This window comes from Paenibacillus sp. V4I5 (assembly GCF_030817255.1).
GTDB lineage: Bacteria > Bacillota > Bacilli > Paenibacillales > NBRC-103111 > Paenibacillus_E.
Genome location: NZ_JAUSZB010000002.1, coordinates 1,508,250 through 1,534,085, shown reverse-complemented (window position 1 = coordinate 1,534,085; position 25,836 = coordinate 1,508,250). Strand labels below are relative to the sequence as shown.

The window sequence follows — 25,836 nt, the reverse complement described above, 5'->3', positions numbered from 1 at the left end:
TTGAATTTTGAATCGTTATTCGCGTATTTGTCCGCTTCCATAAACGCGGTATTTGGTTGAAGTAAGCGATGGCAGACCCATGGGTCCGCGAGCGTGAAGCTTTTGGGTGGAGATGCCGATTTCCGCTCCGAAGCCGAATTCAAAACCATCGGTGAAGCGAGTCGAAGCATTGTGATAAACAGCCGCCGCATCTACTTCCTGTAAGAATCTTTCGGCATTGGCCGCATCTTCCGTCACGATACATTCAGAGTGCATGGTGCCGTATTCACGAATGTGAGCAAGAGCTTCATCGAGATCCTTCACAACTTTGATGTTAAGTATGTAGTCCCCATATTCGGTTTTCCAATCTTCGATTTCGGCAACTTGCATACTAGGTACTAACTCACGAGCTCGTTCGTTACCTTTGAGCGCAACATGAGCACCTTTGAAAGCCTCTGCTATGGCACCTAAATGCTTATCTGCAATAGACTCATGCACAAGTAATGTTTCCATGCTATTGCAAACAGAAGGACGCTGAGCTTTGGCGTTGATCCCGATGCGAACGGCCATATCGAGCTTTGCACTTTCATCTATAAAAGTATGACATACACCCGCACCTGTTTCAATGACAGGAACAGAGGCGTTATTGACAACATTTTGAATAAGAGAATGCCCGCCCCTTGGAATAAGCACGTCGATGAGTCCATTCAATTTCAGCATTTCATCCACAGAACTGCGGTCTGCGCTTAGAATCAGTTGAAGTGCATCAGCGGGAATGGCAGAACGGCTTAATGCTCCGTGCAAAACTTCAACGATTTTCTCATTGGAAAATAAAGCGGAAGAACCGCCACGCAGAACGACTGCGTTGCCTGTCTTGAGACATAAACCTGCTGCATCAACGGTCACGTTAGGTCTTGCTTCATAAATAATGCCGACCACACCAAGCGGCACACGGATTTTGCGAATGCGCAGACCGTTTGGACGTTCAAATGCTTCCAATGTATCCCCAACAGGATCTGGGAGCTCGGCTATTTGACGCAGACCTTCAGCGATCGCTGCGATGCGGGATTCATTTAGAACTAAACGGTCGAGTAGGGAAGCGCTTGTGCCTAATTCTTTGCCACACTGCAAATCTTTGGCGTTCGCTTCGATAATTGCTTGCTGCTCCGTTACAAGGCTATCTGCCATAAGGAGTAGTGCCGCATTCTTTTGTTCAGTTGTGAGATTACCCATGGTCTGGGCAGCTTGTTTGGCTAATTTAGATTTTTGAACGACTTCACTCATGGGAAGATCGACCTCCTGCTTGGAATAAAGAATGGCAATGCGTAAGTATATGCTCTACAGATCGTTCATATTGACTGCCGGTTCTGCGCTCCTTACATTCTACAACTCGCTCACTTGCTTTCTTGCCGACTGTTATTCGCAGAGGGAAGCCGAGTAGATCCGAATCATTGAACTTAACGCCAGGACGTTCATCCCGATCATCCCATAGGACGGAGTAGCCTGCCCTAACTAACGTTGTATAAATCTCTTCGGATAATTTCATTTGAGCTTCATCCTGAACATGAACGGTCAGAAGATGAATGGAAAATGGCGTAATGGATTCAGGCCATATAATGCCTCGTTCATCATAGTTTTGCTCGATAATGGCAGCTAGCACACGTGAGACACCAATGCCATAGCAGCCCATAATGATGGGCTCGGAAATTCCATTCTCGTCGCTAAACGTTGCACCAAGGGAACTGCTGTATTTGGTGCCGAGCTTAAATACGTGTCCAAGTTCTATCCCTTTCGCAAAAGAGAGCTCGTGCCCACAATGGGAACATAACTCACCTTGGGCGACATTGCGTACGTCATGATAAGATATCGTTCCTAAATCGCGTTCGACTTCCACATGAACCAAATGATAATCGGATTGATTGGCTCCTACGACAGCATCCTTCAAGTCCCTGATAGAGGAATCAGCGATGATTCTCACATTCTGGAGTCCAATTGGACCGATAAAACCGGCAATGGATCCTAGTTTCTCTATGTCTACTTCGGAAAGCATGGAGATTTCAACAGCCCCAATAGCTTGTTTCAGCTTGATCTCATTTAATTCATAATCGCCTCGCAGGAGGACAATAAGGGGAGCTCCATCTGCTTGTAAAGCAACAGATTTAATGATCTGATTGGCATCAATTTGTAGAAATTGACTAAGCTGTTTGATGCTTGTCACTTGCGGCGTGTGAATTTTCACTGGTTGCGAAGTGGGTAAAATGTTATCCAACCGCTCGGATTTCTGTTGTTCTGGTACCGTTCCGATTGCTTTTTCAATATTCGCTGCATACTGGCAGGAGGTGCAGTGGACGATTGTATCCTCACCAACATCAGCAAGGGCCATGAATTCATGGGTATCCGTACCGCCGATAGCGCCGGAATCAGCTTCAACCGCTCGGAACAGTAATCCGCATCGTGTGAAAATGTTAACATAAGCGTTAAACATACTTTGATAGCTGGCATCTAGCCCGCTTTCCGTACGGTCGAAGGAATAGGCATCCTTCATAAGGAACTCTCGTCCGCGGAGCAGACCGAATCGGGGTCTACGTTCATCGCGATACTTCGTTTGAATCTGATATAGCGTGACAGGCAGCTTCTTGTAGGAATGAATCTCGTCCTTCACGACCGTCGTGATGACTTCCTCATGGGTAGCTCCTAGTGCAAACTCTCGACCGTTCCGATCTTCCAGACGCATCAGCTCGGGACCATAGACGTCCCATCTGCCTGAGGCCTTCCACAGTTCAGAAGGGTGGAGAGCTGGCATTAGCATTTCCTGTGCACCGGCTGCATCCATTTCCTCTCGGACAATTTGTTGTATGTTTTGTAAGGCTTTAAGACCTAAGGGTAAATAGGAGTAGATTCCGCTGGAGAGCTGTCGAATTAATCCCGCACGCAGCATCAGTCGATGGCTGGCGGCTTCTGCCTCTCCCGGAACGTCACGTAAGGTAGGGTTAAGCAATCGTTGTTGTCTCATGGTTGGGAGAGCCTCTCTTTCTTCATTAGGTTAAAGGAACCCATTCATCTCGGTGAATGACTTCGATTCGGGCAACTTCCACACGTTTCTGGACCTCATCGGTCGATAGTCCAGCGGCGGCTTGCACCTGCCAAGCCGCGTAATTGACGACGCCGCGTCCTAGCAGCGCGCCTTCGATGCTGATCACCTCGACGACGTCGCCGGGGTGGAAATCCCCTGCAGCGCCTGTGATGCCGGCAGGAAGCAAGCTCTTGCCCCCGCTGAGCAGGGCCGCTTTGGCGCCTTGGTCAACGATGATTTGCCCTTGCGGCAGCGAGTGGAAGCCGACCCATTGTTTCTTCACCGGCAGGTTGTTCAGAGCCGTGTCGAAGTACGTGCCCTTGCCGCTGCCATCCACGGCATGCGGCAAATCACCGGGCTCGAGTACGCGCCCGATGAACACCGGCACGCCCCCGCGCATCGCGATGCGGGCGGCCTCAACCTTCGAGCGCATGCCGCCGGTGCCGACCGCGCTCCCAGCGCCTCCAGCGAAGCTGAACAGCTCATCGCTGATGGCGTCCACGCGATCGATACGCTGCGCGTTTGCGTTTTTGCGGGGATCGTCCGTGTACAGGCCGTCCATATCTGTAATGATGATCAATTTGTTCGCTTTGACCAAATTGCCTACTAAGGCAGACAACGTGTCATTGTCGCCGAATTTCAGTTCATCCACCGCGACGGTGTCGTTCTCGTTAATGATCGGTACGACGCCGCGCTGCAGCAGCTCGTCGACCGTCATCAGCGCGTTCTGCACGCGCTTGCGGTTAGAGAAGTCGTACCTTGTGAGCAAAATTTGCGCCACGCTGATGCCGTGGGACGCAAATGCTTCGTGGTACGCCTGCATGAGAAGCGCTTGACCGACAGCGGCTGCGGCCTGCTTCTCGTGCAATACCTTGGGCCGCGTGCGGTAGCCAAGGGAGGTGAAGCCTGCGGCAACTGCGCCTGAGGTAACCAGCAGGACTTGATGGCCGTCCTGCTTCAATTGCGCCAGCTCCGACGCGAAAAAACGTATTTTATCCGGATTGAGGCCCCCGGTATCTGAAGTTAAAGAGCTGCTGCCGATTTTGACGACGATTCGCTGAGTCATATCGATCCCATCCTTTGATTTACATGTATGTAGATACAAAAAAGACTCCCGTCCTCAACACATAAGGACGAAAGTCTGTAGCTTCCGCGGTACCACCTTAGATTGGCGCACACCGATGGCGGCTGCACCCAACTCTAGATTCCCTAAATAACAGCAGGGCACTGTTCAACTCATCGTTGACTGTTCAGGGGCGGGTTCGGAATCGGTTCACGGCAAGCTCTCTCAGTCTATGGAGCTTACTCTCTGTTTTCGTGCTTAACGGTTCCTACTATTCCCATCATAACGTTGCGATATAGAAGTTTTTGATGACTTCCTTTTTTATTCTATCTAGAATAGCACGCTGTACAAGTGTTTGTAAAGAAGCAGAAGCCTAGGCTGCATAGGCGAGCAAGTGATGGAGCCAATGACGAGCCTCTTAATTATCGGTTTAACCAAATAGATTTAGTTTGCCGATACGTTGTACAGCCTCTTCTAATCTTTCCTCGGTGGATAAGAGTCCAAGCCTTACATAGCCTTCTCCGTGCGTTCCGAAGCCAACGCCTGGTGCGACGACAACCTTCGCTTCTTGTAGAAGCAAATCGGCGAGACTTTGTGAGGTGTGCCCTTTTGGAACAGGAAGCCAAGAGAAGAAAGACCCCTTTGAAGGGCGTGCATGCCAGCCGATATTGGAAAGAGCTGTATAAAGGGCATTGCGTCGGCTCTCGTAAACATCACGCAGCTCAGTAACACAATCCTGCGAGGCTGTGAGAGCAGTTGCGGCTGCCACTTGGATACCGCCGAACAGCGAGCAGTAGTAATGATCCTGCATCAAGTTAATAAGACGGATTACTTCTCGGTTCCCTAGGGCAAAGCCTACACGCCAGCCAGCCATGTTGTACGTTTTGGAGAGGGTATAGAACTCGATACCCACTTCTTTGGCACCTGGTGTCTGCAGGAAGCTGATCGGCTTCTTGCCGTCGAAGCCGATCGCACCATAGGCGAAATCACTTGCGACGACAACACCATGCTTGTGTGCGAATTCGACCGTTTCTTCATAAAAGGAAGCGGGAGCCGTAGCGCCTGTTGGGTTGTTCGGATAATTAATGAACATCAGCTTCGCGCGGTTCAAATCGGATTCTTTGAGCTGTGAGTAGTCAGGCAGAAAGTTGTTTTCTTCTCGCAAGGGCATGAAAGCCATTTCGGCGCCAGCAAGTGCAACTCCTGACCAATAATCCGGGTAACCAGGATCAGGAACCAGACATACATCTCCAGGATTGAGCAAACATTGTGCGATCTCGATCAGTCCTGTTTTACCGCCAAAAAGAATCGCTACTTCCGTTTCAGGATCAAGATCTACGTTGTGATCCTCCTTATACCTTTGAGCAATGGCTTGTTTCAGAAATGGAAATCCGCTGAAGGGCGGATATTTATGATACAACGGGTTAGCAGCCGCTTCTTGTATAGATGACACGATATGCGTAGGCGTAGGGCGGTCTGGATTCCCTTGGCCAAGATTAATGACGTCATGACCCGCAGCAATTTGCTCATTGGCTTTGCGTACTAGTGAAGCAAAAAATTGCGTTGGAAGTCCGTTCATACGTTCAGCAGGCTGTATCGTAAATGGGCTTGTTGTTGGGGATACTCTAGTCATGTTTTAATTCACACTCCGGAGGTCGGGATTTTAATTAATAACCTTAATGTAACATGATTAATCTTTTTTTCATAGTGATGAAAATAATCGATTTTACATCGAGCGGTCAATATCATAAAGTTAGTTCAATAGTTACGGAAAGGTGCTGAAGACCATGTCGGACAACACAAAAGTGGCGCAAGTTTTTTTGCAGGAATCCATACGTGCATTTGTAAATATGAAGAAGCTGGCGGATAAAGCTTTCATGCAAACGGAAGATGCTCATTTTTATTTAACGTTAGATGAGGAGTCGAATTCGTTAGAATTGTTGATTAAGCACATGCACGGGAACATGTTGTCACGATGGACAGATTTCTTAACAACGGATGGCGAAAAGGAAACTCGGCAGCGTGATGGTGAATTTGAAAGCAGCCATTACACGCGGGAAGAGCTTATTTCCTTTTGGGAGGAAGGCTGGAAGGTTCTGTTTGATACTCTGCACGCACTCACTCCGGATGATGTTCTTAGGACCGTTCAAATTCGAGGCGAAGGGCATTCTGTACTGCAAGCCATTAAGCGCCAAGTGTCTCATTATGGTTACCATGTGGGGCAAATCGTTCTGCTCAGCAAACATTGGGCCAATCAAAATTGGGAGACTTTAAGTATATCAAGAGGACAGTCCAAAGCGTTCAAACCTTCATGAGTTCCATTGAGTTCAAACTTAAATTAGACTACTATAGAGAGATATTGGTAATCTGCCGCCTGGAAGGAGTTATCCTAGTATGTCCGAATCACAATTACTACACATTGCACTTATTCAAATGGATATTCAAATCGGTGAACCCGATACGAACTTTGCTCAGTTGGAGAAGCTTCTGCATCAAGCGGTTAATGGAGATCAAAAGCCTGATGTGATCGTATTTCCCGAGATGTGGAATACAGGATACGCTTTAACCGAGATTCAGCAGTTGGCTGATCCTAACGGTGTTAGGACGAAAGCTCTTTTGAGTGATTTTGCCCGGACCCATCGTGTCAACATCATCGGCGGATCCATTGCTGATAAAAGAGACGATCGTGTTCTGAACACGATTTATGCCTTTGATCGCGAAGGCGCGGAAACAGCCGAGTACTCCAAAATCCACTTGTTCCGTCTCATGGACGAGGAAAAGTTTCTACATAGCGGCGATCAGCTTGGCCGATTTGAGCTTGAAGGCGTTCCGGCTGGCGCGATGATCTGCTATGACATTCGTTTCCCTGAGCTTGCGCGCAAATTAGCGCTGGATGGGGCACAAATTTTATTCGTTCCTGCGGAATGGCCGCACCCACGTTTGCATCACTGGCGTACGCTGCTCATGGCCAGAGCCATTGAGAATCAGATGTATGTCGTTTCCTGTAATCGTGTTGGGACTAGTGGTACAACGAATTTCTTTGGTCACTCGATGGTGATTGATCCTTGGGGCGAAGTGCTGGTGGAAGGCGATGAGAGCGAAGCGATTTTACATGCAACCATCGACTTGACGGAAGTTGTGCGTGTTCGCGCTAAAATTCCGGTCTTTGAAGACCGCCGTCCACATTTGTATTAGTCTAAATAAAAATGTACCTGCACCTATTTGATTTTTTGTCGGTTTTTCTGTAAACTAAAGCCAATTGAATGATCAATTGTGGCTGTGAAGGATGAATAGTACTTGAACAACTTCAAGTTCAGCGAGCTGGGGACGGTGAAAGCCCAGATTGAAGCTCAAGGAAAAGGCTATCCGGAGCCAATACGATAAAGGGGATACACTGCTTTATGGGTGTATCAACTAGGGTGGAACCGCGGGTGCATAAGGCTCTCGTCCCTAGGCATTATTTGATGCCTTTGGATGTTGAGCTTTTTTTGCGTCTGCTCATATCCAAAGGGTCGTCAAAGGTCATTGACCTACACACGAGAAGCTGAAGGAGCGAATGAACAATGAGCGTTACTATGGATCAAGTTGTAGCATTAGCGAAGCACAGAGGTTTTGTATTCCCAGGTTCAGAAGTGTATGGCGGTTTAGCTAACACATGGGATTACGGTCCTCTTGGTGTCGAGCTTAAAAACAACATCAAGCGTGCTTGGTGGAAAAAATTTATTCAAGAATCCCCGTATAACGTGGGTCTTGACGCAGCGATTTTGATGAACCCGCAAGCATGGGTAGCATCCGGTCACGTTGGAAATTTCAACGATCCGATGATCGATTGCAAAAGCTGTAAAGCTCGTCACCGTGCAGACAAACTAATTGAAAATAAATTGGCTGAGAAAGATATCGAAATCATCGTTGATGGCATGACGTTTGACGATATGATGAAGCTAATCGTAGAGAACAACATCGTGTGTCCAGATTGCGGCAGCAAGGATTTCACGGATATTCGTCAGTTCAACCTGATGTTCAAAACATTTCAAGGTGTAACGGAAGCTAGCACCAACGTGGTTTACTTACGTCCGGAAACAGCACAAGGGATTTTCGTTAACTTCAAAAACGTTCAACGCACGATGCGCAAAAAGCTGCCATTTGGTATCGGCCAAATCGGCAAAAGCTTCCGTAACGAAATCACACCAGGTAACTTTACGTTCCGTACACGTGAATTCGAACAAATGGAGCTTGAGTTTTTCTGTAAGCCTGGCGAGGACATGAAATGGTTCGAGTACTGGAGAAGCTTCTGCCATAATTGGCTGTTGTCCCTAGGCGCCAAAGCGGATAACCTTAGACTTCGCGATCACAACGAGGATGAGTTGTCCCATTACAGCAATGCGACGACGGATATCGAGTACAAATTCCCGTTCGGCTGGGGCGAGCTCTGGGGTATCGCGGATCGTACAGATTTTGACTTAAAACAGCACATGGAGCACTCTGGTTCGGACTTCAATTATATTGATCCAGAAACAAACGAGCGTTACATTCCTTACTGCATCGAGCCTTCACTGGGCGCGGATCGCGTTACGTTAGCGCTTCTAATCGATGCTTTCGAAGAGCAAAAGCTGGAAGGTGACGACAGCCGTACGGTTCTGCACTTCCATCCCGCGCTGGCGCCGATTAAAGCCGCCATATTCCCACTTTCCAAAAAGTTGAATGAAGGCGCGCAGGCTGTATTTGCCGATCTAGCGAAGCATTTCATGGTGGATTATGATGATACAGGTTCTATTGGTAAAAGATATCGTCGCCACGACGAAATCGGTACACCATTCTGTATCACATATGACTTTGAGTCCGAAACAGATGGTCAAGTAACGGTTCGTGACCGTGATACAATGGAACAAAAACGGATGCCAATTTCCGAATTGAAAGCATTCATTGAGAATTCACTTCAATTTTAATACTCAGCCCCCTGTGAGAACGTCAATTGACGTAATGACAGGGGGCTTTTTTTAGATGACATAATCCAAGATTTCGCTGTATGGTAGGTAGCGTGTTACTCCCTGGAGAGGCGGGCTATATACATGAATGGAAACAGCAGGCTCGTGGAAAGGGTTGCTTAACTGATGAATTTGCTCGCTAGGAGCTTCAAAATATTCACCTGGTCCAATATAGTCATCTGTTTGGGCAACGGGATAACCCTCGGAGTCTAAGCGGTATTTGGTATTGACTAACGTTCCCTCAACTAAACAAGCGGAGCCGATGGACGAGCCATGGTTATGAATCGCCGTTGCCTCTGAAGCAGGTATGTGAATCACAATAACTTCGAGCTCTTTCGTGCTAAAGACGACATTCCGACCATAGGGTAGATGTTTGGGCTCTGTTTTATGAACAGGCACCTCATGAAGTAAGTTGTCTAAGGATTGTAGAGCTGCTTTAAGCTGTTCTAATGAAGGTTCTTGCAATTTACAGAATGTCTGCTCAATTGCTCTTAATAATGTCATGGTTTCCGCCTCCCGGGCTAATGCTATCTTTTTATCATTTTTTATTGGGGAATGGATAAGTTTTATTTATATATCATATGCTTTCGGAGGTCAAAGGGTTAGAGGAATCTGTGGAATTTTAATCAATTTGGTATGTAATCGGTCAGTGGACTGGGATTATTGCCTACTCTAGTGCGATTTCTTTAAGAGGTTGTTATGTCAAAATTAAAAGGTGGAATCGTGTTTTAAAGTGAGGATGAGGTTAATGTTGGTGGATCAATACAAATGTGATTGTCAAAGAAAAAGGCGATTGGAAAATTGCAGTTTTTCACAACTGCCGCATCCAACCGCCGAATTTTATTCAGAAATGGTTTATGAAGTAATTACATTCGAACGGCTTAAACCCGGAACGGAGGCAACCGTCTGCCATCGATATCCGTGAAGCCATACTGTTCCGCTAGGGCACCTACCTCGAGAAGCTGACCTGCCTTTTGACTTACATGAGGATCGGATGCCAAAGCGACGACTGCGCGACCGATATATTCCACAGATTCCGTCGGATGAAGTGCTTCAACTTTCATGAAATCAGGATCACCTGCTTGTAAGCCATAATGCTTATAAACGGCTTCCGTACGCATCCAGCCAGGTGCTAAAGTAAGCGCGGTAACATCAATATGGTTTGCTTTCAGATTTTGAGACATAGCGCGCGTCATATTCGCAACGGCTCGTTTCACCGTGTCATAAAAAACATTGATAGGGTAGTCGCCGCCAATGTCGGAGTAGACGCCTGTGTTAATCAGAAGACCGCGCTTTTGTTCGAGGAAAAAGGTAGACATCGCATATCGGCTTGAAACCATCTGAGCCTTCAGTCCTGCCTCGAACATTTTGTCCCAACGCGACATCGGCTGCTCCCAAAAGGGAACGGAGAAATCGACATCATCATAATCCTCGTATCCGCCCCAAGCATTATTGACCACAATATCGAGCGTCCCTTGTTCTTGTTTAATACGTTCGTACAAAGCTTTGACATCTTCGTCAATAGTATGGTCACAACGAACGGCGATTCCTAATCCACCGCGCTGCGTAACGGCTTCAGCGGTATCTTCAATCGTACCCGTGAGATCTATTCTCGTGGACTTCGCTCTCGTACTGCGTCCTGTCACATAGACAGTGGCCCCAGCCTCTCCAAGTGCTAAGGCAATGCCGCGGCCGCCGCCTCGACTGGAACCGGTAACCAAGGCAACCCGTCCTTGCAAGTTTTTTGTTAGCATTGTTGCGCCTCCTTAAAGTTTTTCGCCAGAAAAATTGGCATCGTAAGCATGAACATAGCATTTTCGCCAGAAAAATAGGCGGCATCATTCGCTTCGTGTGCTCAGTTTTAATGTTACATCGAATCCATGACAAATCTTGTCATAGTATTTACAGTGCTGGAGAGATGTATCGCTCGACTCAAGGAGAGGATGCAGAACTGATGTATTTTGTTCATCTAATTTTTTCGTTTTCGAGGGAATTTCAATTTATTCGTTTATTATGATGTACTTTTGCATCAAAATGTAAGGTGCAACCATTGCAGCGGTTACATTGAATCCAACTTTCAATTCAACTCATTGCCGTATGCATGCTGCATAGCACGAATTTGCTCACGAATCCAATTCACCATTTCCAAGGGCTCTTCGACTAAGGCGTCCGCACCCAAGCTGAGAAAATACTTCGAAAAGTATGATAAATTGCTTCGATGCATGTCTGTCACTAATAGTCCACTGCCATCATCATAATGTTCAATGTTAACGTCCAGTCCATTGCTACGCTCATAGGTTTTAACACCAGCTGGAGTCAGCTTCACCCGGAGCTTCATGGTCATGGGGCCTGCCTCACGCTCTTGGCCTGCTAATAGCCAGTCACCAATCGTGTAGTGTTTGAAACTTTTGCTCGGATGTTCGATTCTGGCTAGTTCCAAGCTACGTATACGATCTGCGCGAAATAAGAGAAATCCATCTTTTTGAAAGCAGTAGGAGGGGAAATACCAGAAGCCATTGGACGCGTAAATACCGATTGGCTGCACGACTCTCTCTGTGGTCCCATCTTTGGACGCGTAGGTTAGACGTAAAGGCCTTTCATCAATAGAAGCTTCCAAAAGCTGTTGCAAGTAGGGGGAACCTTGCGTTCGCGTAGGCGTCCAGAAGGATACTCGATCTTTAAGTGCATCGATTCTTACTTTGGTATCTGTAGGGAGATAGTGGTAGAACTTATTCAGCGCTGAAGTCGATTCCGCAGCAAAAGGGAGCGCTCCATAATATTGGAGCGACTGAAAGGCGAAGAACATCGCAACAGCCTCTTGTTCGGAGAACAGAATCGGAGGGAGCATCCGCTTCTTCAATAGGCGGTATCCCCCATGCGGGCCGAATTCGGTATAAAGCGGCATCCCTAGCTCGCTTAGTTCCTGTAAATCGCGGTGCATCGTGCGTTCCGAGACGCCGAATTCATCGGCCATCTCTTTTGTCGTGAACTGCATTCGTTCGTTTACCGCCATCATCAACTGAATTAACCGTTGCGTTTTGTTCATTGTTGGTTATACCTCCTTGTGCTAACCGATTGTTCGCATAACCTCTTTCATTGTGGAAACGAAAGCCTCGGCCGCTTTAGAGATGTATCTGCCTTTACGATAGGCGATAACGAGTGTGCGAGTAGGTCTGCCTTCAAGGGTGAGGTGAATGGGTGATAATTCGCTGAAGCTTCTTTTTGAAATTAAATAAGGGACGAAACCGATTCCCATGCCTGCAGCGACGAGAGACTGAACCGTTTCCATATTACTGGACTCGAAAACAATATTGGGAGTAATGCCTGCTTTTTGGCATAGTTCAAGTGTTAGCTTGCGAAATCCTTGCCCTTTTTTCAAAGCAATGAAAGCTTCTTTCTCTAATTGTTCGATCCTAATAGGTTCTTTACTTGCTGCTAATCGGTGCAGTGGAGGTACCGCGAGGACGATTTCTTCCTCCAGCAAAGTCTCATAAACGAGAGAATCCTCTCGCAAAGGCAAGGACAGTAATGAGATATCCGTTTGTCCATTCATCGTAAGTGTTTCTAAGTTAGCTGAGGTCTCTTCAACGAGTGTAATTTCAATATCCGGATAAGCCGCTTGGAACACAGGAACAACAAAGGGCAAGATCGTTGAACCCGTTATTGGCATACTGCCTACAACTAGGCGACCCTTTTTCATTTGTGAAATATCTTCCATTTCCTTCTTCAGCTGCTCGACCATGTCGAGGATTTTTTGTGATTTTTCAACAAAAAGAGAACCAGCGTGAGTAAGCTCAACGGAATTGGTGCTGCGCTGAAAAAGAAGGACGCCGATTTCTTTCTCTAGCTTGGATAGCTGTTGGCTTAGGGAAGGCTGTGCAATATGAAGTTTCTCCGCGGCGCGCGAGAAATTGCGTTCGATCGCGATTTGAATCGCATATTGAAGTTGACGTAATTCCATCGTAGGGTTCATCTCCTGATATGTAATAATCTTAGCTTGGTTTATTGATGCAGCCTATAAAGCATAAAGATAATATACCAGATTTTAAGCTTTGATATGAGAAAAACCTTGATTGAGGACTTTCAATAGTTGAGCATCCGTGATTAGAGGTACAAGCAAAAGCAGTCTGCGGACAAAATCCACAGACTGCTGTATGAACTAACATATAGGATCATCTATTAAGTGATGTTAACTGCCTCTTCTACCTGTTACCAAATTGAATACCAAAGATATGACGGCCAAAACGAGCAGAAGATGGATTAAATTCCCTCCGATATCAAACCCGATTCCTAAAGCCCACAAGACAAGAATCACTATAAAAATTGTCCAAAGCATAGTAACACATCCTTTTCAAAATGTCATAATTGCTTATGCAAGATACTAACCACCTTTTTCAAATTCGAATCATCCTATAGGAATAATCTATGAAGCTTATAGTTATTATATCTTGGAGCTATGACGTTTTCCGTGCTAAACTACGTTATGAGGGTAAGACATTAACAATTAGAGCGGATAATGACAAGAGGTGACTGGATATGAGTAAAAAGACAATGTTTCAGAAGATTTGGGATAATCACGTTATTAACCAGGAAGAAGGCAAGCCCAGCGTAATCTATATTGATTTGCAGCTTGTACATGAAGTTACTTCACCGCAAGCTTTTGAAGGCCTTCGTTTATCGGGTCGCAAAGTTCGTAGACCGGATCTTACGTTTGCAACGATGGATCATAACGTGCCTACTAAGGATCGTTTCAACATCACTGATCCTATTTCCAAACAACAAATTGATACACTTTCGCAAAACTGCCGTGACTTCGGCGTTACGTTGTTCGACTTAGACAGCCTTGATCAAGGTGTTGTACACGTTATGGGACCTGAGCTAGGACTTACACATCCAGGTAAAACAATCGTTTGCGGCGATAGCCATACATCGACACACGGCGCATTCGGCGCACTTGCTTTCGGTATTGGAACAAGTGAAGTGGAGCACGTTCTTGCTACACAAACGCTGCAACAATCCAGAGCAAAATCATTGGAAGTACGCATTACAGGCAATCTGAAACCAGGCGTAACTGCGAAAGATTTGATTCTTGGCGTTATTGCGAAATACGGTACAGATTTTGCAACGGGTTATGTTATTGAATATACCGGCGAAGCGATTCGTGGTCTTTCCATGGAAGAGCGTATGACGGTTTGTAACATGTCCATTGAAGGTGGCGCTAGAGCAGGTCTTATTGCACCTGACGAAACAACATTTAACTATTTGCGTGGTCGTGAATACGTTCCACAAGGTACTGACTTTGACGCTGCTGTCGCAGAATGGTCAAACCTTGTTACAGACGAAGGCGCTGAGTATGACTGGGTGCTGGAGTTTGACGCTGATACCTTGATTCCGCAAGTGACCTGGGGAACTAGCCCGGGAATGGGGACGAGCATTACATCACTTGTTCCGGATCCGCAAAGCTTTGAAACAGAAAATGAACGTAAAGCTGCTGAAAAAGCACTTGAATATATGGATTTAACACCAGGAACGCCAATGACAGAACTGAAAGTTGATTATGTTTTCATCGGTTCTTGTACAAATGGTCGTATCGAAGATCTTCGTGCTGCAGCGAAAATTGCACAAGGTTACACCGTAGATCCTAGCGTTACAGCAATCGTTGTACCAGGCTCCGGACGCGTTAAAATTCAAGCTGAAAAAGAAGGCTTGGATAAAATTTTCTCTGACGCTGGCTTCGAATGGCGTGATGCGGGCTGCAGTATGTGTTTGGCCATGAACCCAGACGTTCTGCAACCAGGTCAACGCTGTGCATCGACATCCAACCGTAACTTCGAAGGTCGTCAAGGCCGCGGTGGACGTACGCATCTCGTGTCTCCAGCAATGGCTGTTGCTGCAGCTATCAAAGGTCATTTCTACGACGTTCGTGATTGGGAAATCAAAGAATACCAACAAGCTTAATTTGGGCTTATTAAGGCTACGATGCTAGTTTTGCTAAAGCAAAACTTTAAGGAGAATGAAAACATGGAAGCTTTTAATCAACATACAGGCCTAGTCGGTCCTGTAGATCGCGTGAATGTAGATACAGATGCCATTATTCCTAAGCAATTTCTAAAAAGAATTGAGCGTTCCGGTTTCGGTCAATTCCTCTTCTTCGAATGGAGATGGGATGAAGCGGGCAACGTTATCGAGAACTTCCCATTAAACCAAGAACGTTATCAAGGAGCTTCCGTTCTGCTCTCCCGAGCAAACTTCGGCTGCGGATCTTCCCGTGAGCATGCACCTTGGGCGATTCAAGATTTCGGCTTCCGCGTTATTATCGCGCCGTCTTATGCTGACATTTTCTACAACAACTGCTTCAAAAACAGCATTCTGCCAATCAAGCTATCGGAAGAGCAAGTTGATGAATTGTTCGCTCGTACAGCGAAGCATGAAGGCTACAAGCTGAATGTCGATCTTGAAAACAAGACACTCACTGATGAATACGGCTTGAAAATTCAGTTTGATTTGGATGAGCACCGTCGTCAGTTCCTGCTGCAAGGTTTGGATGACATCGGCCTAACACTTCAACATGAAGAGAAAATCACAGCCTATGAGCAAGCTCACCAAAAACGTTTGGCTTATAAATAAAATGTGATCATAGAAGACGCAATCCAATGAGCTCTTGCATTGGTTGCGTCTTTTTTTGTTCTTGCTGCATGAACTCAGACCTAGCCGTTGGCTAGGTTTTTTTCTTCTTCTTTTTTTGCAACTTTTGGCAGTTTTCTGCGTCTAATAGATTACTAGATTGTCGATTGGACGGAGGTTTTGCTGTCGGGCATATGATTATTTTGATACAACGGACACGTTGCTGCTAGTTTTTAAAAGATAGATATTAAGAGTATGAGTTTACAACCCCAATTCCGACATTACATAGAGGTGAATGATGAAATTTCCTGCATTTTGTTTAATGCTGCTAGTTTGCATGCTGCTTCTCCCAACTTATGCGATGGGAGCCGAATCCCCCAGTGGAATTAAGCTTTATATGAATGAGAAAAAGTTGGTGTCCAACGAAGTCCAGCCCCGTATAGTAAGTGGCAATACGATTGTACCTGTAAGGATTATCGTTGAAGAAATTGGTGCCAAGGTGAGTTGGGATGAACCCACACGCAAGGTAACCATCATCAAAGGCGATATGAACATTCAATTGGTTATCGACAGTAAAACGGCCCTGATTAAAGGCAAGAAGGAAAGTTTGGAAGTAGCGCCAATCATCGAAAAAGGCAACACGATGCTCCCACTTCGTTTCATTGGTCAACTTATGGGTATTGAATTTAAATGGGACTCTTTAACCTCTTCTGTTCATATGTTCAAAAAAGATGATTCCGATTCCAAACCAGTTACAGGACCCATCGATGTTGTAGATGACCACAATCAAGTAACGCCTCCAAAACCGCCGGTACCGGGTACAGGCACAAATCCAGGAACGATTACACCCCGATCCTAATGCCCATTTGTTGACTTCGATTGTGCTATCTGAGAAGGAGTTAGCTGTGTTCGCGAAAGACGGCTCTTTAGTACCGACTATGATGAAATTATCAAACCCGAATCGCATCGTGTTTGACTTCCCTAACACAACTTTAGATCCTTCTCTCCAGAAATTGCTTGTAAATAATGCGGGGGAGCTGCCATCTAAGCATCCTCTTGTTGCGAAAGTGCGCTTTTCTAACTTTGCTGATAACCCGGCTACGGTGAGAATTATTTTGGATTTGAAAGGATTAGCAGACTATCGCGTTCAGCCTTCTAAGCTTACGAATCAATGGACCGCCGCGATAGTAGAGCATCAGTTAACCGTGGTGATCGACGCAGGGCACGGGGATAATGATCCTGGTGCGTTATCCATAACTGGCAAGCATGAGAAGGATTTTACACTCATAACAGCGAAGAAGGTAGAGAAGCTTCTTGTTCAGGACAAACGTGTTAAAGTCCTTATGACTCGCTCTGATGATACGTTCATTCCACTGGATGACCGGGTTTCTTTTGGGAACGACAATCAAACAGATCTTTACCTATCGATTCACGGGAATAGCGCCAAAGCTACGGTTTCGGGAACGGAAACGTATTATAACAGACCGGAAAGCTTAGCTTTTGCGAATGTTATTCATAAAAATGTGGTTGCCGCTGCTGGATTTCCTGATCGCAAGGTACGCCAAGCTGATTTCAGGGTCATCACCAAAACGAATATGCCGGCTGTTCTTCTCGAAGTGGGGTATTTATCCAATAAGAACGATGAATCTGCCATGTACAAGGAAGCTTTTCAAGACAAAATAGCGGCTTCTATCGTTGCTGCCATCAAAGAATACTTGAACCTCAAATAAGTGACGAAAGCCTTTAAGTCTATGCTTTCGAAGTTCGTTTTGCTAGGCAAAACGCTAAGGAGTGAGTGAGATGACCAAAACAAGTCGCCTATTTCATGGGGTGCTTCTTGTAAGTGCCATCACGTTGTCTGTAACCGCCTGCGGTCAGAAAGGTCAACTCGTCGGTGGAGCAACACCGCAAGCTACGATTGCGCCGACGCCTACAACTGTGGTACAAAGTCCTGCACCAACCCCAACACCAGAACCTTTAAAGCAAAAAAAGGTTAAAGTTTTTTACAGTGATCAGGACGAAATGAAACTTATAGAAAAAGAAGTCACAATCAGCTACAAACAAGACGCTGACGTGTATGAAGCTGTACTAAACGCACTCAAAAAGAGTGATGATCCTAAAGCGATTCCTTTATTTGATGATCTTACATTCACAAGCACTTCATTTGATAAAGTTAAGGGTGAATTGAAGATTGATCTCAAATTTGGTCCCAAAACGCAATTAGGCGCTCCGGGTGAGGAGTTGTTTCTACAAGCTTTGAAGAAAACCGTGTTTCAATTTCCAGAAGTGAAGTCTTTATATGTACTGAAAAACGGCAAACAAGTGGATAGCTTAATGGGGCATCTAGAGCTTCCGTATCCAATTAAACGACCTAATTAAATGTAGTAGCAGAGGAGTCTTAATCAACGATGAAAAACAAGAAATTAGCAAGTGCAATTGTTAGCTCTTTAATTATAACTAGCCTGGCAGGGACGCCAGTTTTGGCAGCAGAGTCAGTAAATACGACATCAACAAGTAATGTAAAGCTTTCTTTCCCTGACGTAAAATCGGACTATTGGGGCATTCGACATATATCCAAACTTGCTTTGGAAGGCATTATTGAAGGCTACGAGGATGGTGCTTACCGGGCAGAGAACTCAGTTTCACAGCAGGATGTCCTAATTATGGCTACTCGTATGATGGGCTTGCAAGGCGAAGTAGATGCAATGACAACAGCAACGGTGTTTCCAGATTTCATGCTGGTTGATAACTATGCGCGTAATTATGTAGCTATTGCTCTCCAGAAAGGCTTAATCTCCAACGAGGAAGAGAAAGTTAGAAGCCAAAGCGATAAGTCCAAAGATAAATGGGGCCAGCGAAAGGCAACAAGGGAATGGGTAGCTGAAGTAGTAATTCGCGCTATCGGGAAGGCAACCACCGCACAAAGCTTATCGACAACACCAACGGCTTTCAAAGATAATAATGACATTAGCAGCTCAACATTGGGTTTTGTTAATGCAGCTGTAGCTTTGAAGGTAGTTGATGGCTTTGAAGATGGCACGTTTCAACCTAAAGGGGCAGTCACGCGTGCGCAAATGGCGGCTTTTTTAAGTCGTTCGCAAAAGGAGCTAGCTACATTGCCTTCACGTGCAGTGAAAGGCTACATGACAAGCTTAACAAGTGGCACAATTGGCCTTATGGATAAAGATGGGAATACGAGTACATATAAACTTTCACCGAGCACGGTGTTCTATGGTAATAAAAATGATACGGCGATAGCTGCAAAAACGCTGCAAGAAACGTTTGAAGTTTCGCTCGTTCAAGTAAATGGAACAGCCTACTATGTTGAAATTATTAGCGATGAGCTTCAACTGGATATTCATGAGGGTAAACTGTTGAAATTGAATATGACTAGCCTTAAGGCAACTTTGGATGACTTTGAGAGCTATGATTTAGCGCCGGATGTCGCTGTAACTGATGCGGAAGGACGTGGCTTGAGCCTAGCTTCTATCGTCAATGGCAGTACGATTCAGTTGCGTAAAAGCAAGATCGTTAAAACCGATAAATATACGTCCATCATTGTTAAGCAGGTACCAGTTAATAAAACAGCAGAAGGCGCGATTCAAACGTTAAATAAAGATGCGATGCAAATTACGCTTCTTGACACCGTATCAGGCCAGCCTGAAACGTATGGTTTCTCTAGCAGTTTGATTGCGACTTTACCAGATAACAGCCTCGTAGATATCAATTCACTTCACGTTGGAGATTCGGTTGAGTATACGGTTAAAAATAGTGAAGTTGTGAAGATTGTAATTAAAAAGCAAGCGGATGTTGGTGTAAGTGTTGAGGGGACACTCAAAGATTTGAGTGATGACAAAACATATTTAACTATCACGAAGTCGGCAGGTGCGTCATTAGCAGCCTATTTATTAGCTGACAATGTTCAGGTACGTATCAATGGTTTAACAACAGCGAGCATTTACGATCTTGCACCTGGAGATCAACTTAAGCTGGATGTACTGAATAACAAGGTTACTTTGATTACGGTAACGAATCGTTCCATTGATAATTTATATTTTGCAAAAATTGATAGCTACAATCCAACATCGAAATACTTAACCGTGACCGATAATACAGGTAATCCGCATGTTTATAAAATGACTGATACTGTTTCTATTTCCTATGCTGGAACAACACTTCCCTTTTCGAGTTTCAACAGTACTTTCACAGCAGGTAAATATGTTGATTTATTAGTTTCGAAAAATGCTGTAACGCAAATTAAAATGTCCTCCCAACTTGATGGGGCATTAACACAATTAAATTTACAAACGAATGATATTACACTGAAAACAGACAGTGGTCAAAACTTGACGTTCAAACTTACCTATGCACCGCAGGTTGAGCTTGCAAATAAACCGAACAGCGCACTTTCTGACTTAAAAGTTGGTGATAATGTGAGTTTATTATTAAGCTTTGATCAGAATATTGTCACGAAAATTGTAACGAGTAAAACGGCACTTTATAAAACAATTTTATCTAATGTGAACAGCAAGCAAATTACTGTGACGGATGAGGCGAACACTTCGTATGTCATTTCCCTAGACGGTGTTCCAATCGTCAAAGCGGATCAAAGTGTAGGTTCTATTGCAGACTTTGCTATTGATGATTATGTGAAGCTGACGTTCAAAGGTCTAGCTGTTGTAAAAGCAGAGCTGATCAGTCCTGTACGCGGCAAAGTTACAGCTGTGGATGCGGCAAGCACAAGCTTAACCGTTCAAGATTTTTCAGGTAAAAGTCAAGTGATTAACGCAGGCAGCAATTTTGGCGTTAAACTTAATGGCGGCGTAGCATGGAGTTTCACTTCCATCAAAGTGGGCGATCGTGTTCAAGTGATGAAAGACGCTAATGATAAAATTATGATACAAGTTGCTGTAGGATCTAAACGGGAAGTGGATAACTACAATAACGTCGTGAACCAATTTTACTTCAAAGCGACAAGCTCCGGAGAAAAAACGGCTTATAGTATTTTCCCAAGAGCCTATTTCCATAAAGGAACAGATGTCGTGTCGGCATCATCCTTTGCAGCTGGAGATCAAGTAACTCTTTATGTGTTAGACGATAAAATTGTTGAGATTGAGAAATAAATTTGAACGAAAATTAAGTTCATCCGTCTGTATATTAGGAGCTTGACTTCTAAGGCAGGCGGTTTTTTTTCTAATTTATAAAATAAATATGGCGATTATTTAGAAAATGTTCGCATTTTGACGCTTTCAAGGATTGATTCTAACGCCACAATTCGCTACACTGGAGATTATTACGACCCTAAGGAAGTAAAGACATGACACAGAAGTTAGTAAGGCATATTTTGGATACAATCGGTGAGCTCTTTCCGGATGCACATTGCGAGCTGCGCCACAGTAATCCGTTTGAATTAACGATTGCTGTATTATTATCGGCTCAATGCACCGATGAAACCGTGAATAAGGTGACATTGGATTTATTTCAGAAATATAAGCGTCCTGAAGATTACTTGGCCGTTCCACTTACAGAACTGGAGCAAGACATTCGACGGATTGGATTATTTCGAAATAAAGCAAGCAATATTCAAAAGTTGTGTCAATTGCTGCTGGACAAGTTTGAAGGCGAAATTCCAGAGAAGTACGAACACTTGATCGAACTGCCCGGCGTAGGCCGTAAAACAGCAAATGTCGTCGTATCGAACGCTTTCGGGGTACCTGCTATTGCGGTAGACACCCATGTTGAGCGAGTCTCCAAAAGACTAGGATTAGTTGGCTGGGACGATTCGGTACTTGAAGTTGAAAGGAAGCTGATGAAGAAGGTTCCGCGCGAAGAGTGGACACAAACGCATCATCGACTTATATTCTTCGGTCGGTATCACTGCAAAGCTCAGAACCCGCAATGTACGATATGTCCATTGCTGGACAATTGTCGTGAGGGTAAGAAACGTATGAAACCAAGTGCAACTAGGAAAACTATTACAAACAAATGATATGCAGACAAAGGATGGGATTTGAAATGAAATGCATCGCCGTATACACGAATAGCTTTGAACTGTTCTCCGATATTTATGAGCAAGTGATTAATACACCCCTAGCCGATAATGAGGAAAAAGTCATTGAAGGTGTAACAGTCAGTGAATCCGGTGAAGTTCCTCAGAATTACATAGACAAGATGAAAACGAAATCTGAGGTCGTGGTTATGAAAGTAAAAGACTCCGACATTACGATTTTGCAGCATCGCGATGTCTTTGAGATTTTCTTGCCGGAAAAAGAAAAAGCCGTAATGTCCTAAAACCTAAATCTCCCTTTGGGAGATTTTTTTCTGTTATGTTTGGAGAGAAGAACGGATCATAAGGAGCGGAATGGACGAATGACGCAAATGGTGGATATAAGCATCTCGGTTATGCCGGATGCGATTAAGAACATGCAGGTTAAACTGCAAACAAAAGGGGATTACGACAACGCAAGTAAGCTAGGTCAGCTGCTTGATAAATTAGACGCTGGACGGATGAATATAGCGTTCTGCGGTCATTTCTCAGCGGGAAAATCGACCCTAATTAATCAGCTTTGTGGGCACGCCTTGCTGCCGTCCAGCCCGATTCCAACAAGTGCAAACATCGTGAGTATTCGTAATGGATCACCGGGTGCTCATGTTACGCATCGCTTGAAGGATGGTACATCAAACAATCCGGGCAAACCGAAAACAATTGCGCTTGAAGAATTAGAAGCGTATTGCGTCAATGGTACCGATATTGAAACGGTAGAGATTACGTATCCGATTCCGTTTCTGGGTAGTCAAACGGGACTGCTTGATACGCCTGGTATTGATTCTACGGATGATGCTCATCATCAATCTACGGAGTCGGCTTTACATCTAGCCGATGTAGTTTTCTATGTCATGGATTACAACCATGTTCAATCCGAAGTCAATCTCGCGTTCACGAAGAAGATGAAGGAGTGGGGAAAGCCGCTCTACTTGGTTGTAAATATGATTGATAAGCACAAAGAGTGGGAGCTTCCTTTTGCACAGTATCAGGAGGGGACGAAGCAAGCTTTTCTAAGCTGGGGCATCGAGCCGGATGATTTGCTGTTCGTGACCATGAAGGAGCCGAACCATCCGCATAATGAGTATGCGAAGCTGCAATGGCTCCTAAGTCGTTTGGTTGAGCGCGGTGATGATCTGCGAAGCTTCAGCATCGACGCATCCGCGCGTTATCTTGCAGCAGAGCACGGCAAGTGGTTGGCTGATCAGCATGAGCCGCAGAAAGCGGAGCTTATGGAGCAAATCAGCCAGGACGGTGACGTGCAGGAGGTTCAGGCGCAAGCTGCTGCGAAGCAGGAAGAGCTTGCGGCAGTGAAGGGACGGCCGGAAGCGTTAACGGCGGCCCTCCGTAAGGAAGTTGGCATGATCATCGAGAATGCCAATATAACACCAGCCTTGACCAGGGATCAGGCTCATGCATATTTGGAGAGCCGTAAGCCTGGGTTCAAGGTAGGTTTTTTCTCCAGAGCTGCGCAAACAGCTCTGGAAACGGAGAAACGTCTTGGGACGTTTCAGGCGGATTTGGCTGAGCAGGTAGAAGCGCAGCTGGATTGGCATCTGAGGGATGCTTTGAAGAGGGCTGCGCAGGAGCAAGGGCAGCATGATCCTGTCCTTACAGCGCAAATCGAAGCGCTGAAGGTTGACGTGACGATACATTGGCTTGCAGCACAAGTGAATGCTGGCGCAACCTTTGGCGGCGAATATACACTCAACTACATGAAGCAGGTATCCTCTGATATTAAACAGCAGTACCGCAAACAGGCGTTTGCGGTGATTGATCTGCTCGCGGCTGCAGTCCGCGAAGGGGGCGCGCAATTGGTTGATACGCTTGCGGCAGAGCTGGAAGCGCTGGGCGTACGCCTCAGCGCTTCCAGGGAACTGCAGCGGCTCGAGGAAGCCGAGGCGGAGGCAGAGGCCCAGCTGCTGCGCATGGTCAGCTGGCCTAGACCACCTGCGCCGGCGCTGCCGGCTGCGCAGAAGTACACGGCCATGGAGGAGACGGCAGCAGCCCCGCTGAGCGGGGGACTGCACGTGACCTCCATGGGCACGATCCTGCAGGCCGCTGCCACGGCATCGGGGGCCGCAGGCATTACAGCTGCGTCATCAGTGGAGGCAGCTGCAGTGCCTACCGTGTTCACCTCGGGTGAACACGGTAAGCGCATGGAGCGCAAGGCCGCCGATTTGCAGGCGGCCTCAAGCCTCATCGAGGGCCTGCCGTCGATGAGGTCGATCGCGCGCTCCATGCGCGAGAAATCGGAACGTCTGCGGCAGCGGACGTTCACGATCGCCCTGTTCGGCGCTTTCAGCGCCGGCAAATCCTCTTTCGCCAATGCGTTGATTGGGGAAAGAGTGCTGCCGGTCTCGCCGAACCCAACGACGGCGGCTATCAACAAGATCATGCCGCCGCAGGAAGGTTGGCCGCATGGCACAGCCAAGGTCAAGATGAAGAAGAAGGACGCGATTCTGCAGGACGTTCTCTATTCATTGGACATACTGGGCGTGCAGGCGACTGACATGCTATCTGCCCTCAAACGCATAAGCGCACTTTCTCCTGCGGACGTTACGGCCAAAGGGAAGCCGCATTTTTCCTTCCTGAAGGCAGTGGAGAAAGGTTGGGCCCTAGCCCAAGATCATTTAGGCACCGAACTCAAAATCACCAAAGACGAGTTCCCAAGCTATGTTGCAGACGAATCCAAGTCCTGTTTTGTTGAATTTATCGAATTATATTATTCCAATCCTTTGACGGAACAAGGCATTATATTCGTTGATACGCCAGGAGCCGATTCCATTAATGCCCGCCATACTGGCGTAGCTTTTAACTATATTAAAAATGCGGATGCTATTCTTTTCGTTACTTATTACAATCATGCTTTCTCGCAGGCCGACCGTGAATTTCTTTTGCAGCTAGGTCGTGTGAAGGATAGCTTTGAGATGGATAAAATGTTTTTCATCGTCAATGCGGCTGATCTTGCCGCTAGCTCGGAAGAATTAAATGGCGTAATAAAACATGTGGAAACGAATTTACTGCAGCACGGCATCCGAAATCCGCGTATTTATCCAATATCCAGTTATTTGGCTGCAGAGGGCAAAATAACAGGGAACGAAGCGCTGGTTACCCAATCTGGCATTCAGCCATTTGAGCAAGAATTCGTGAAGTTTACGTTCAATGAGCTTAGCGATGTTGCTATTCATGCTGCTAATTTGGAGCTGAATCGCGCGATTGCGACCATGCAGCAATGGCTGGAGCGTGCGCATTCGGGGGAGGAAGAACGGAAGCTTCAGTTAACCAAGCTCGGTCAAGCGGAGAATGCCGGAACAGAGCTTCTGGCAAATACCCTGTATGACGCGGAGCTCAAAGAATTAAAGAAAGAAATTCAGGAGCTTTTGTACTACGTCAAGCAGCGCACGATGTACCGCTTCGGTGAATTATACAATTACGCGTTTAACCCTTCGACCTTCCGGGATGATACTAGAGATCCGAAGCAAGCTCTGCAATCTGCATGGGGTGAGCTGCTGCGAATGATTGGCTACGATTTATCCCAAGAGGTGTTGGCTACAACGCTCCGGGTTGAAAATCGCATGAATCTGATTAGCAGCAGCCGTGTAAAACGGTGGGAAGTGCAGCTTGGTGAGTTGATGGAAGGATTCGAAAGTGGAACGTATGAATCAAGTAAGTTCGTAACACCTGAAATTACGTCTAAACTAGAAGTTCCTGATGTAAGCTTGAAGCTGCTCCATAGTCATTTCAAAAATGCGAAGCAATTTTTCGAAGGCGATGGCAAAAGCAAGCTCAGAGCAGATTTAGAAAATCGGATGAATACGCCGGTTGCAGAATTTATCGAGCAGCAAACAATGGAGCTTGAACAAGCTTATGCGAATCAGTTGGAAAATTGGCTTGCAACACAGAAAAATCTGATGCTGCAACAGCTGAATGAACATGCAGAAGGGCTTCGCGATGCTCTTGAAATGAAGATTGATTTGAACGAACTTATATCCAAACAGCATCAATTAAAGGCTTTTGTTTAATGATTAAACGAAAGGGTTGGTCGGGTTCCATAGAACTTGGCCAA

At 45.8% G+C, this 25,836-nt stretch carries 21 protein-coding genes; 12 read left to right on the top strand and 9 right to left on the bottom strand.

Annotated elements, in window-relative coordinates:
- Positions 1–15: 15 nt before the first annotated feature.
- The 4 genes from QFZ78_RS08960 to QFZ78_RS08945 all read right to left on the bottom strand — a co-directional run bounded on the left by QFZ78_RS08960 (position 16) and on the right by QFZ78_RS08945 (position 5,748).
- The gene (locus QFZ78_RS08960; protein WP_307546826.1) at positions 16–1,263 is read right to left on the bottom strand and encodes a glutamate-5-semialdehyde dehydrogenase; all 1,248 of its coding nucleotides are present in this window, start codon (positions 1,261–1,263) and stop codon (positions 16–18) included.
- Positions 1,256–2,992 (bottom strand): proline--tRNA ligase, encoded by a 1,737-nt coding sequence (locus tag QFZ78_RS08955; protein ID WP_307546825.1) that lies wholly within the window; start codon positions 2,990–2,992, stop codon positions 1,256–1,258. Before QFZ78_RS08955 ends, QFZ78_RS08960 begins: the two co-directional genes overlap by 8 nt.
- A gap of 25 nt (positions 2,993–3,017) precedes the next feature.
- Positions 3,018–4,118, bottom strand: a complete 1,101-nt coding sequence (proB, locus tag QFZ78_RS08950) for a glutamate 5-kinase (protein ID WP_307546823.1) — start codon at positions 4,116–4,118, stop codon at positions 3,018–3,020.
- Between the two features lie 427 nt (positions 4,119–4,545).
- Positions 4,546–5,748 (bottom strand): pyridoxal phosphate-dependent aminotransferase, encoded by a 1,203-nt coding sequence (locus QFZ78_RS08945; RefSeq protein WP_307546821.1) that lies wholly within the window; start codon positions 5,746–5,748, stop codon positions 4,546–4,548.
- A 154-nt stretch (positions 5,749–5,902) separates the two neighbouring features.
- Between QFZ78_RS08945 and QFZ78_RS08940 the strand changes: the two genes are divergently transcribed.
- The 3 genes from QFZ78_RS08940 to QFZ78_RS08930 all read left to right on the top strand — a co-directional run bounded on the left by QFZ78_RS08940 (position 5,903) and on the right by QFZ78_RS08930 (position 9,061).
- Entirely contained in the window at positions 5,903–6,430 is a 528-nt protein-coding gene (locus QFZ78_RS08940) for a DUF1572 family protein (protein WP_307546819.1), read from the top strand.
- Positions 6,431–6,509: 79 nt separating this feature from the next.
- Positions 6,510–7,310, top strand: a complete 801-nt coding sequence (locus QFZ78_RS08935) for a carbon-nitrogen family hydrolase (RefSeq protein WP_307546816.1) — start codon at positions 6,510–6,512, stop codon at positions 7,308–7,310.
- 368 nt (positions 7,311–7,678) lie between these two features.
- Positions 7,679–9,061, top strand: coding sequence for a glycine--tRNA ligase (locus QFZ78_RS08930; RefSeq protein WP_307546814.1), 1,383 nt, complete (start codon positions 7,679–7,681; stop codon positions 9,059–9,061).
- Positions 9,062–9,112: 51 nt separating this feature from the next.
- Here QFZ78_RS08930 and QFZ78_RS08925 read toward each other — a convergent pair whose 3' ends face one another.
- From QFZ78_RS08925 to QFZ78_RS08905, 5 genes are all read right to left on the bottom strand, one after another.
- Complete coding sequence (locus tag QFZ78_RS08925; protein ID WP_307546812.1) at positions 9,113–9,604, bottom strand: cysteine dioxygenase; 492 nt, start codon at positions 9,602–9,604, stop codon at positions 9,113–9,115.
- A 377-nt stretch (positions 9,605–9,981) separates the two neighbouring features.
- On the bottom strand, positions 9,982–10,854 hold the full coding sequence (locus QFZ78_RS08920; protein ID WP_307546810.1) for an SDR family NAD(P)-dependent oxidoreductase: 873 nt from the start codon (positions 10,852–10,854) through the stop codon (positions 9,982–9,984).
- A gap of 323 nt (positions 10,855–11,177) precedes the next feature.
- The gene (locus QFZ78_RS08915) at positions 11,178–12,146 is read right to left on the bottom strand and encodes a helix-turn-helix transcriptional regulator (protein WP_307546808.1); all 969 of its coding nucleotides are present in this window, start codon (positions 12,144–12,146) and stop codon (positions 11,178–11,180) included.
- 21 nt (positions 12,147–12,167) lie between these two features.
- Complete coding sequence (locus QFZ78_RS08910) at positions 12,168–13,061, bottom strand: LysR family transcriptional regulator (protein ID WP_307546806.1); 894 nt, start codon at positions 13,059–13,061, stop codon at positions 12,168–12,170.
- Positions 13,062–13,289: 228 nt separating this feature from the next.
- The gene (locus QFZ78_RS08905) at positions 13,290–13,436 is read right to left on the bottom strand and encodes a lmo0937 family membrane protein (protein ID WP_307546804.1); all 147 of its coding nucleotides are present in this window, start codon (positions 13,434–13,436) and stop codon (positions 13,290–13,292) included.
- Positions 13,437–13,636: 200 nt separating this feature from the next.
- On the opposite strand from QFZ78_RS08905, the gene leuC reads away from it, so the two are divergent.
- The 9 genes from leuC (at position 13,637) to QFZ78_RS08860 (ending at position 25,792) form a co-directional block, all read left to right on the top strand.
- Positions 13,637–15,058: a 3-isopropylmalate dehydratase large subunit gene (gene leuC / locus QFZ78_RS08900; RefSeq protein WP_307546802.1), complete on the top strand. Its 1,422-nt coding sequence runs from the start codon at positions 13,637–13,639 to the stop codon at positions 15,056–15,058.
- Positions 15,059–15,121: 63 nt separating this feature from the next.
- Positions 15,122–15,727: a 3-isopropylmalate dehydratase small subunit gene (leuD, locus tag QFZ78_RS08895; protein WP_307546800.1), complete on the top strand. Its 606-nt coding sequence runs from the start codon at positions 15,122–15,124 to the stop codon at positions 15,725–15,727.
- 292 nt (positions 15,728–16,019) lie between these two features.
- Positions 16,020–16,583 carry a copper amine oxidase N-terminal domain-containing protein gene (locus tag QFZ78_RS08890; protein ID WP_307546798.1) on the top strand — a complete coding sequence of 188 codons (564 nt, stop codon included), beginning with the start codon at positions 16,020–16,022 and terminating at the stop codon, positions 16,581–16,583.
- 46 nt (positions 16,584–16,629) lie between these two features.
- Positions 16,630–17,454, top strand: coding sequence for an N-acetylmuramoyl-L-alanine amidase (locus QFZ78_RS08885; protein ID WP_307546796.1), 825 nt, complete (start codon positions 16,630–16,632; stop codon positions 17,452–17,454).
- Between the two features lie 70 nt (positions 17,455–17,524).
- Entirely contained in the window at positions 17,525–18,103 is a 579-nt protein-coding gene (locus QFZ78_RS08880; protein WP_307546793.1) for a GerMN domain-containing protein, read from the top strand.
- 29 nt (positions 18,104–18,132) lie between these two features.
- Positions 18,133–20,847: an S-layer homology domain-containing protein gene (locus tag QFZ78_RS08875; RefSeq protein WP_307546791.1), complete on the top strand. Its 2,715-nt coding sequence runs from the start codon at positions 18,133–18,135 to the stop codon at positions 20,845–20,847.
- A gap of 194 nt (positions 20,848–21,041) precedes the next feature.
- A complete protein-coding gene (nth, locus tag QFZ78_RS08870) occupies positions 21,042–21,713 on the top strand; it encodes an endonuclease III (RefSeq protein WP_307546789.1) in 672 nt (223 codons plus the stop codon).
- 26 nt (positions 21,714–21,739) lie between these two features.
- A complete protein-coding gene (locus QFZ78_RS08865) occupies positions 21,740–22,015 on the top strand; it encodes a hypothetical protein (RefSeq protein ID WP_029193089.1) in 276 nt (91 codons plus the stop codon).
- A 78-nt stretch (positions 22,016–22,093) separates the two neighbouring features.
- On the top strand, positions 22,094–25,792 hold the full coding sequence (locus tag QFZ78_RS08860; protein ID WP_307546786.1) for a dynamin family protein: 3,699 nt from the start codon (positions 22,094–22,096) through the stop codon (positions 25,790–25,792).
- The last annotated feature ends 44 nt before the right edge of the window (positions 25,793–25,836 follow it).

What these genes read in the sequence shown, in the direction of transcription:
- leuC (WP_307546802.1), top strand. Translation starts at nt 13,637, where the DNA reads ATGAGTAAAAAGACAATGTTTCAGAAGATTTGGGATAATCACGTTATT.
- QFZ78_RS08880 (WP_307546793.1), top strand. Translation starts at nt 17,525, where the DNA reads ATGACCAAAACAAGTCGCCTATTTCATGGGGTGCTTCTTGTAAGTGCC.
- QFZ78_RS08955 (WP_307546825.1), bottom strand. Translation starts at nt 2,992, where the DNA reads ATGAGACAACAACGATTGCTTAACCCTACCTTACGTGACGTTCCGGGA.
- QFZ78_RS08890 (WP_307546798.1), top strand. Translation starts at nt 16,020, where the DNA reads ATGATGAAATTTCCTGCATTTTGTTTAATGCTGCTAGTTTGCATGCTG.
- proB (WP_307546823.1), bottom strand. Translation starts at nt 4,118, where the DNA reads ATGACTCAGCGAATCGTCGTCAAAATCGGCAGCAGCTCTTTAACTTCA.
- QFZ78_RS08875 (WP_307546791.1), top strand. Translation starts at nt 18,133, where the DNA reads ATGAAAAACAAGAAATTAGCAAGTGCAATTGTTAGCTCTTTAATTATA.
- QFZ78_RS08945 (WP_307546821.1), bottom strand. Translation starts at nt 5,748, where the DNA reads ATGACTAGAGTATCCCCAACAACAAGCCCATTTACGATACAGCCTGCT.
- QFZ78_RS08915 (WP_307546808.1), bottom strand. Translation starts at nt 12,146, where the DNA reads ATGAACAAAACGCAACGGTTAATTCAGTTGATGATGGCGGTAAACGAA.
- QFZ78_RS08865 (WP_029193089.1), top strand. Translation starts at nt 21,740, where the DNA reads ATGAAATGCATCGCCGTATACACGAATAGCTTTGAACTGTTCTCCGAT.
- QFZ78_RS08860 (WP_307546786.1), top strand. Translation starts at nt 22,094, where the DNA reads ATGACGCAAATGGTGGATATAAGCATCTCGGTTATGCCGGATGCGATT.
- leuD (WP_307546800.1), top strand. Translation starts at nt 15,122, where the DNA reads ATGGAAGCTTTTAATCAACATACAGGCCTAGTCGGTCCTGTAGATCGC.
- QFZ78_RS08910 (WP_307546806.1), bottom strand. Translation starts at nt 13,061, where the DNA reads ATGGAATTACGTCAACTTCAATATGCGATTCAAATCGCGATCGAACGC.
- QFZ78_RS08930 (WP_307546814.1), top strand. Translation starts at nt 7,679, where the DNA reads ATGAGCGTTACTATGGATCAAGTTGTAGCATTAGCGAAGCACAGAGGT.
- QFZ78_RS08940 (WP_307546819.1), top strand. Translation starts at nt 5,903, where the DNA reads ATGTCGGACAACACAAAAGTGGCGCAAGTTTTTTTGCAGGAATCCATA.
- QFZ78_RS08935 (WP_307546816.1), top strand. Translation starts at nt 6,510, where the DNA reads ATGTCCGAATCACAATTACTACACATTGCACTTATTCAAATGGATATT.
- nth (WP_307546789.1), top strand. Translation starts at nt 21,042, where the DNA reads ATGACACAGAAGTTAGTAAGGCATATTTTGGATACAATCGGTGAGCTC.
- QFZ78_RS08925 (WP_307546812.1), bottom strand. Translation starts at nt 9,604, where the DNA reads ATGACATTATTAAGAGCAATTGAGCAGACATTCTGTAAATTGCAAGAA.
- QFZ78_RS08920 (WP_307546810.1), bottom strand. Translation starts at nt 10,854, where the DNA reads ATGCTAACAAAAAACTTGCAAGGACGGGTTGCCTTGGTTACCGGTTCC.
- QFZ78_RS08905 (WP_307546804.1), bottom strand. Translation starts at nt 13,436, where the DNA reads ATGCTTTGGACAATTTTTATAGTGATTCTTGTCTTGTGGGCTTTAGGA.
- QFZ78_RS08960 (WP_307546826.1), bottom strand. Translation starts at nt 1,263, where the DNA reads ATGAGTGAAGTCGTTCAAAAATCTAAATTAGCCAAACAAGCTGCCCAG.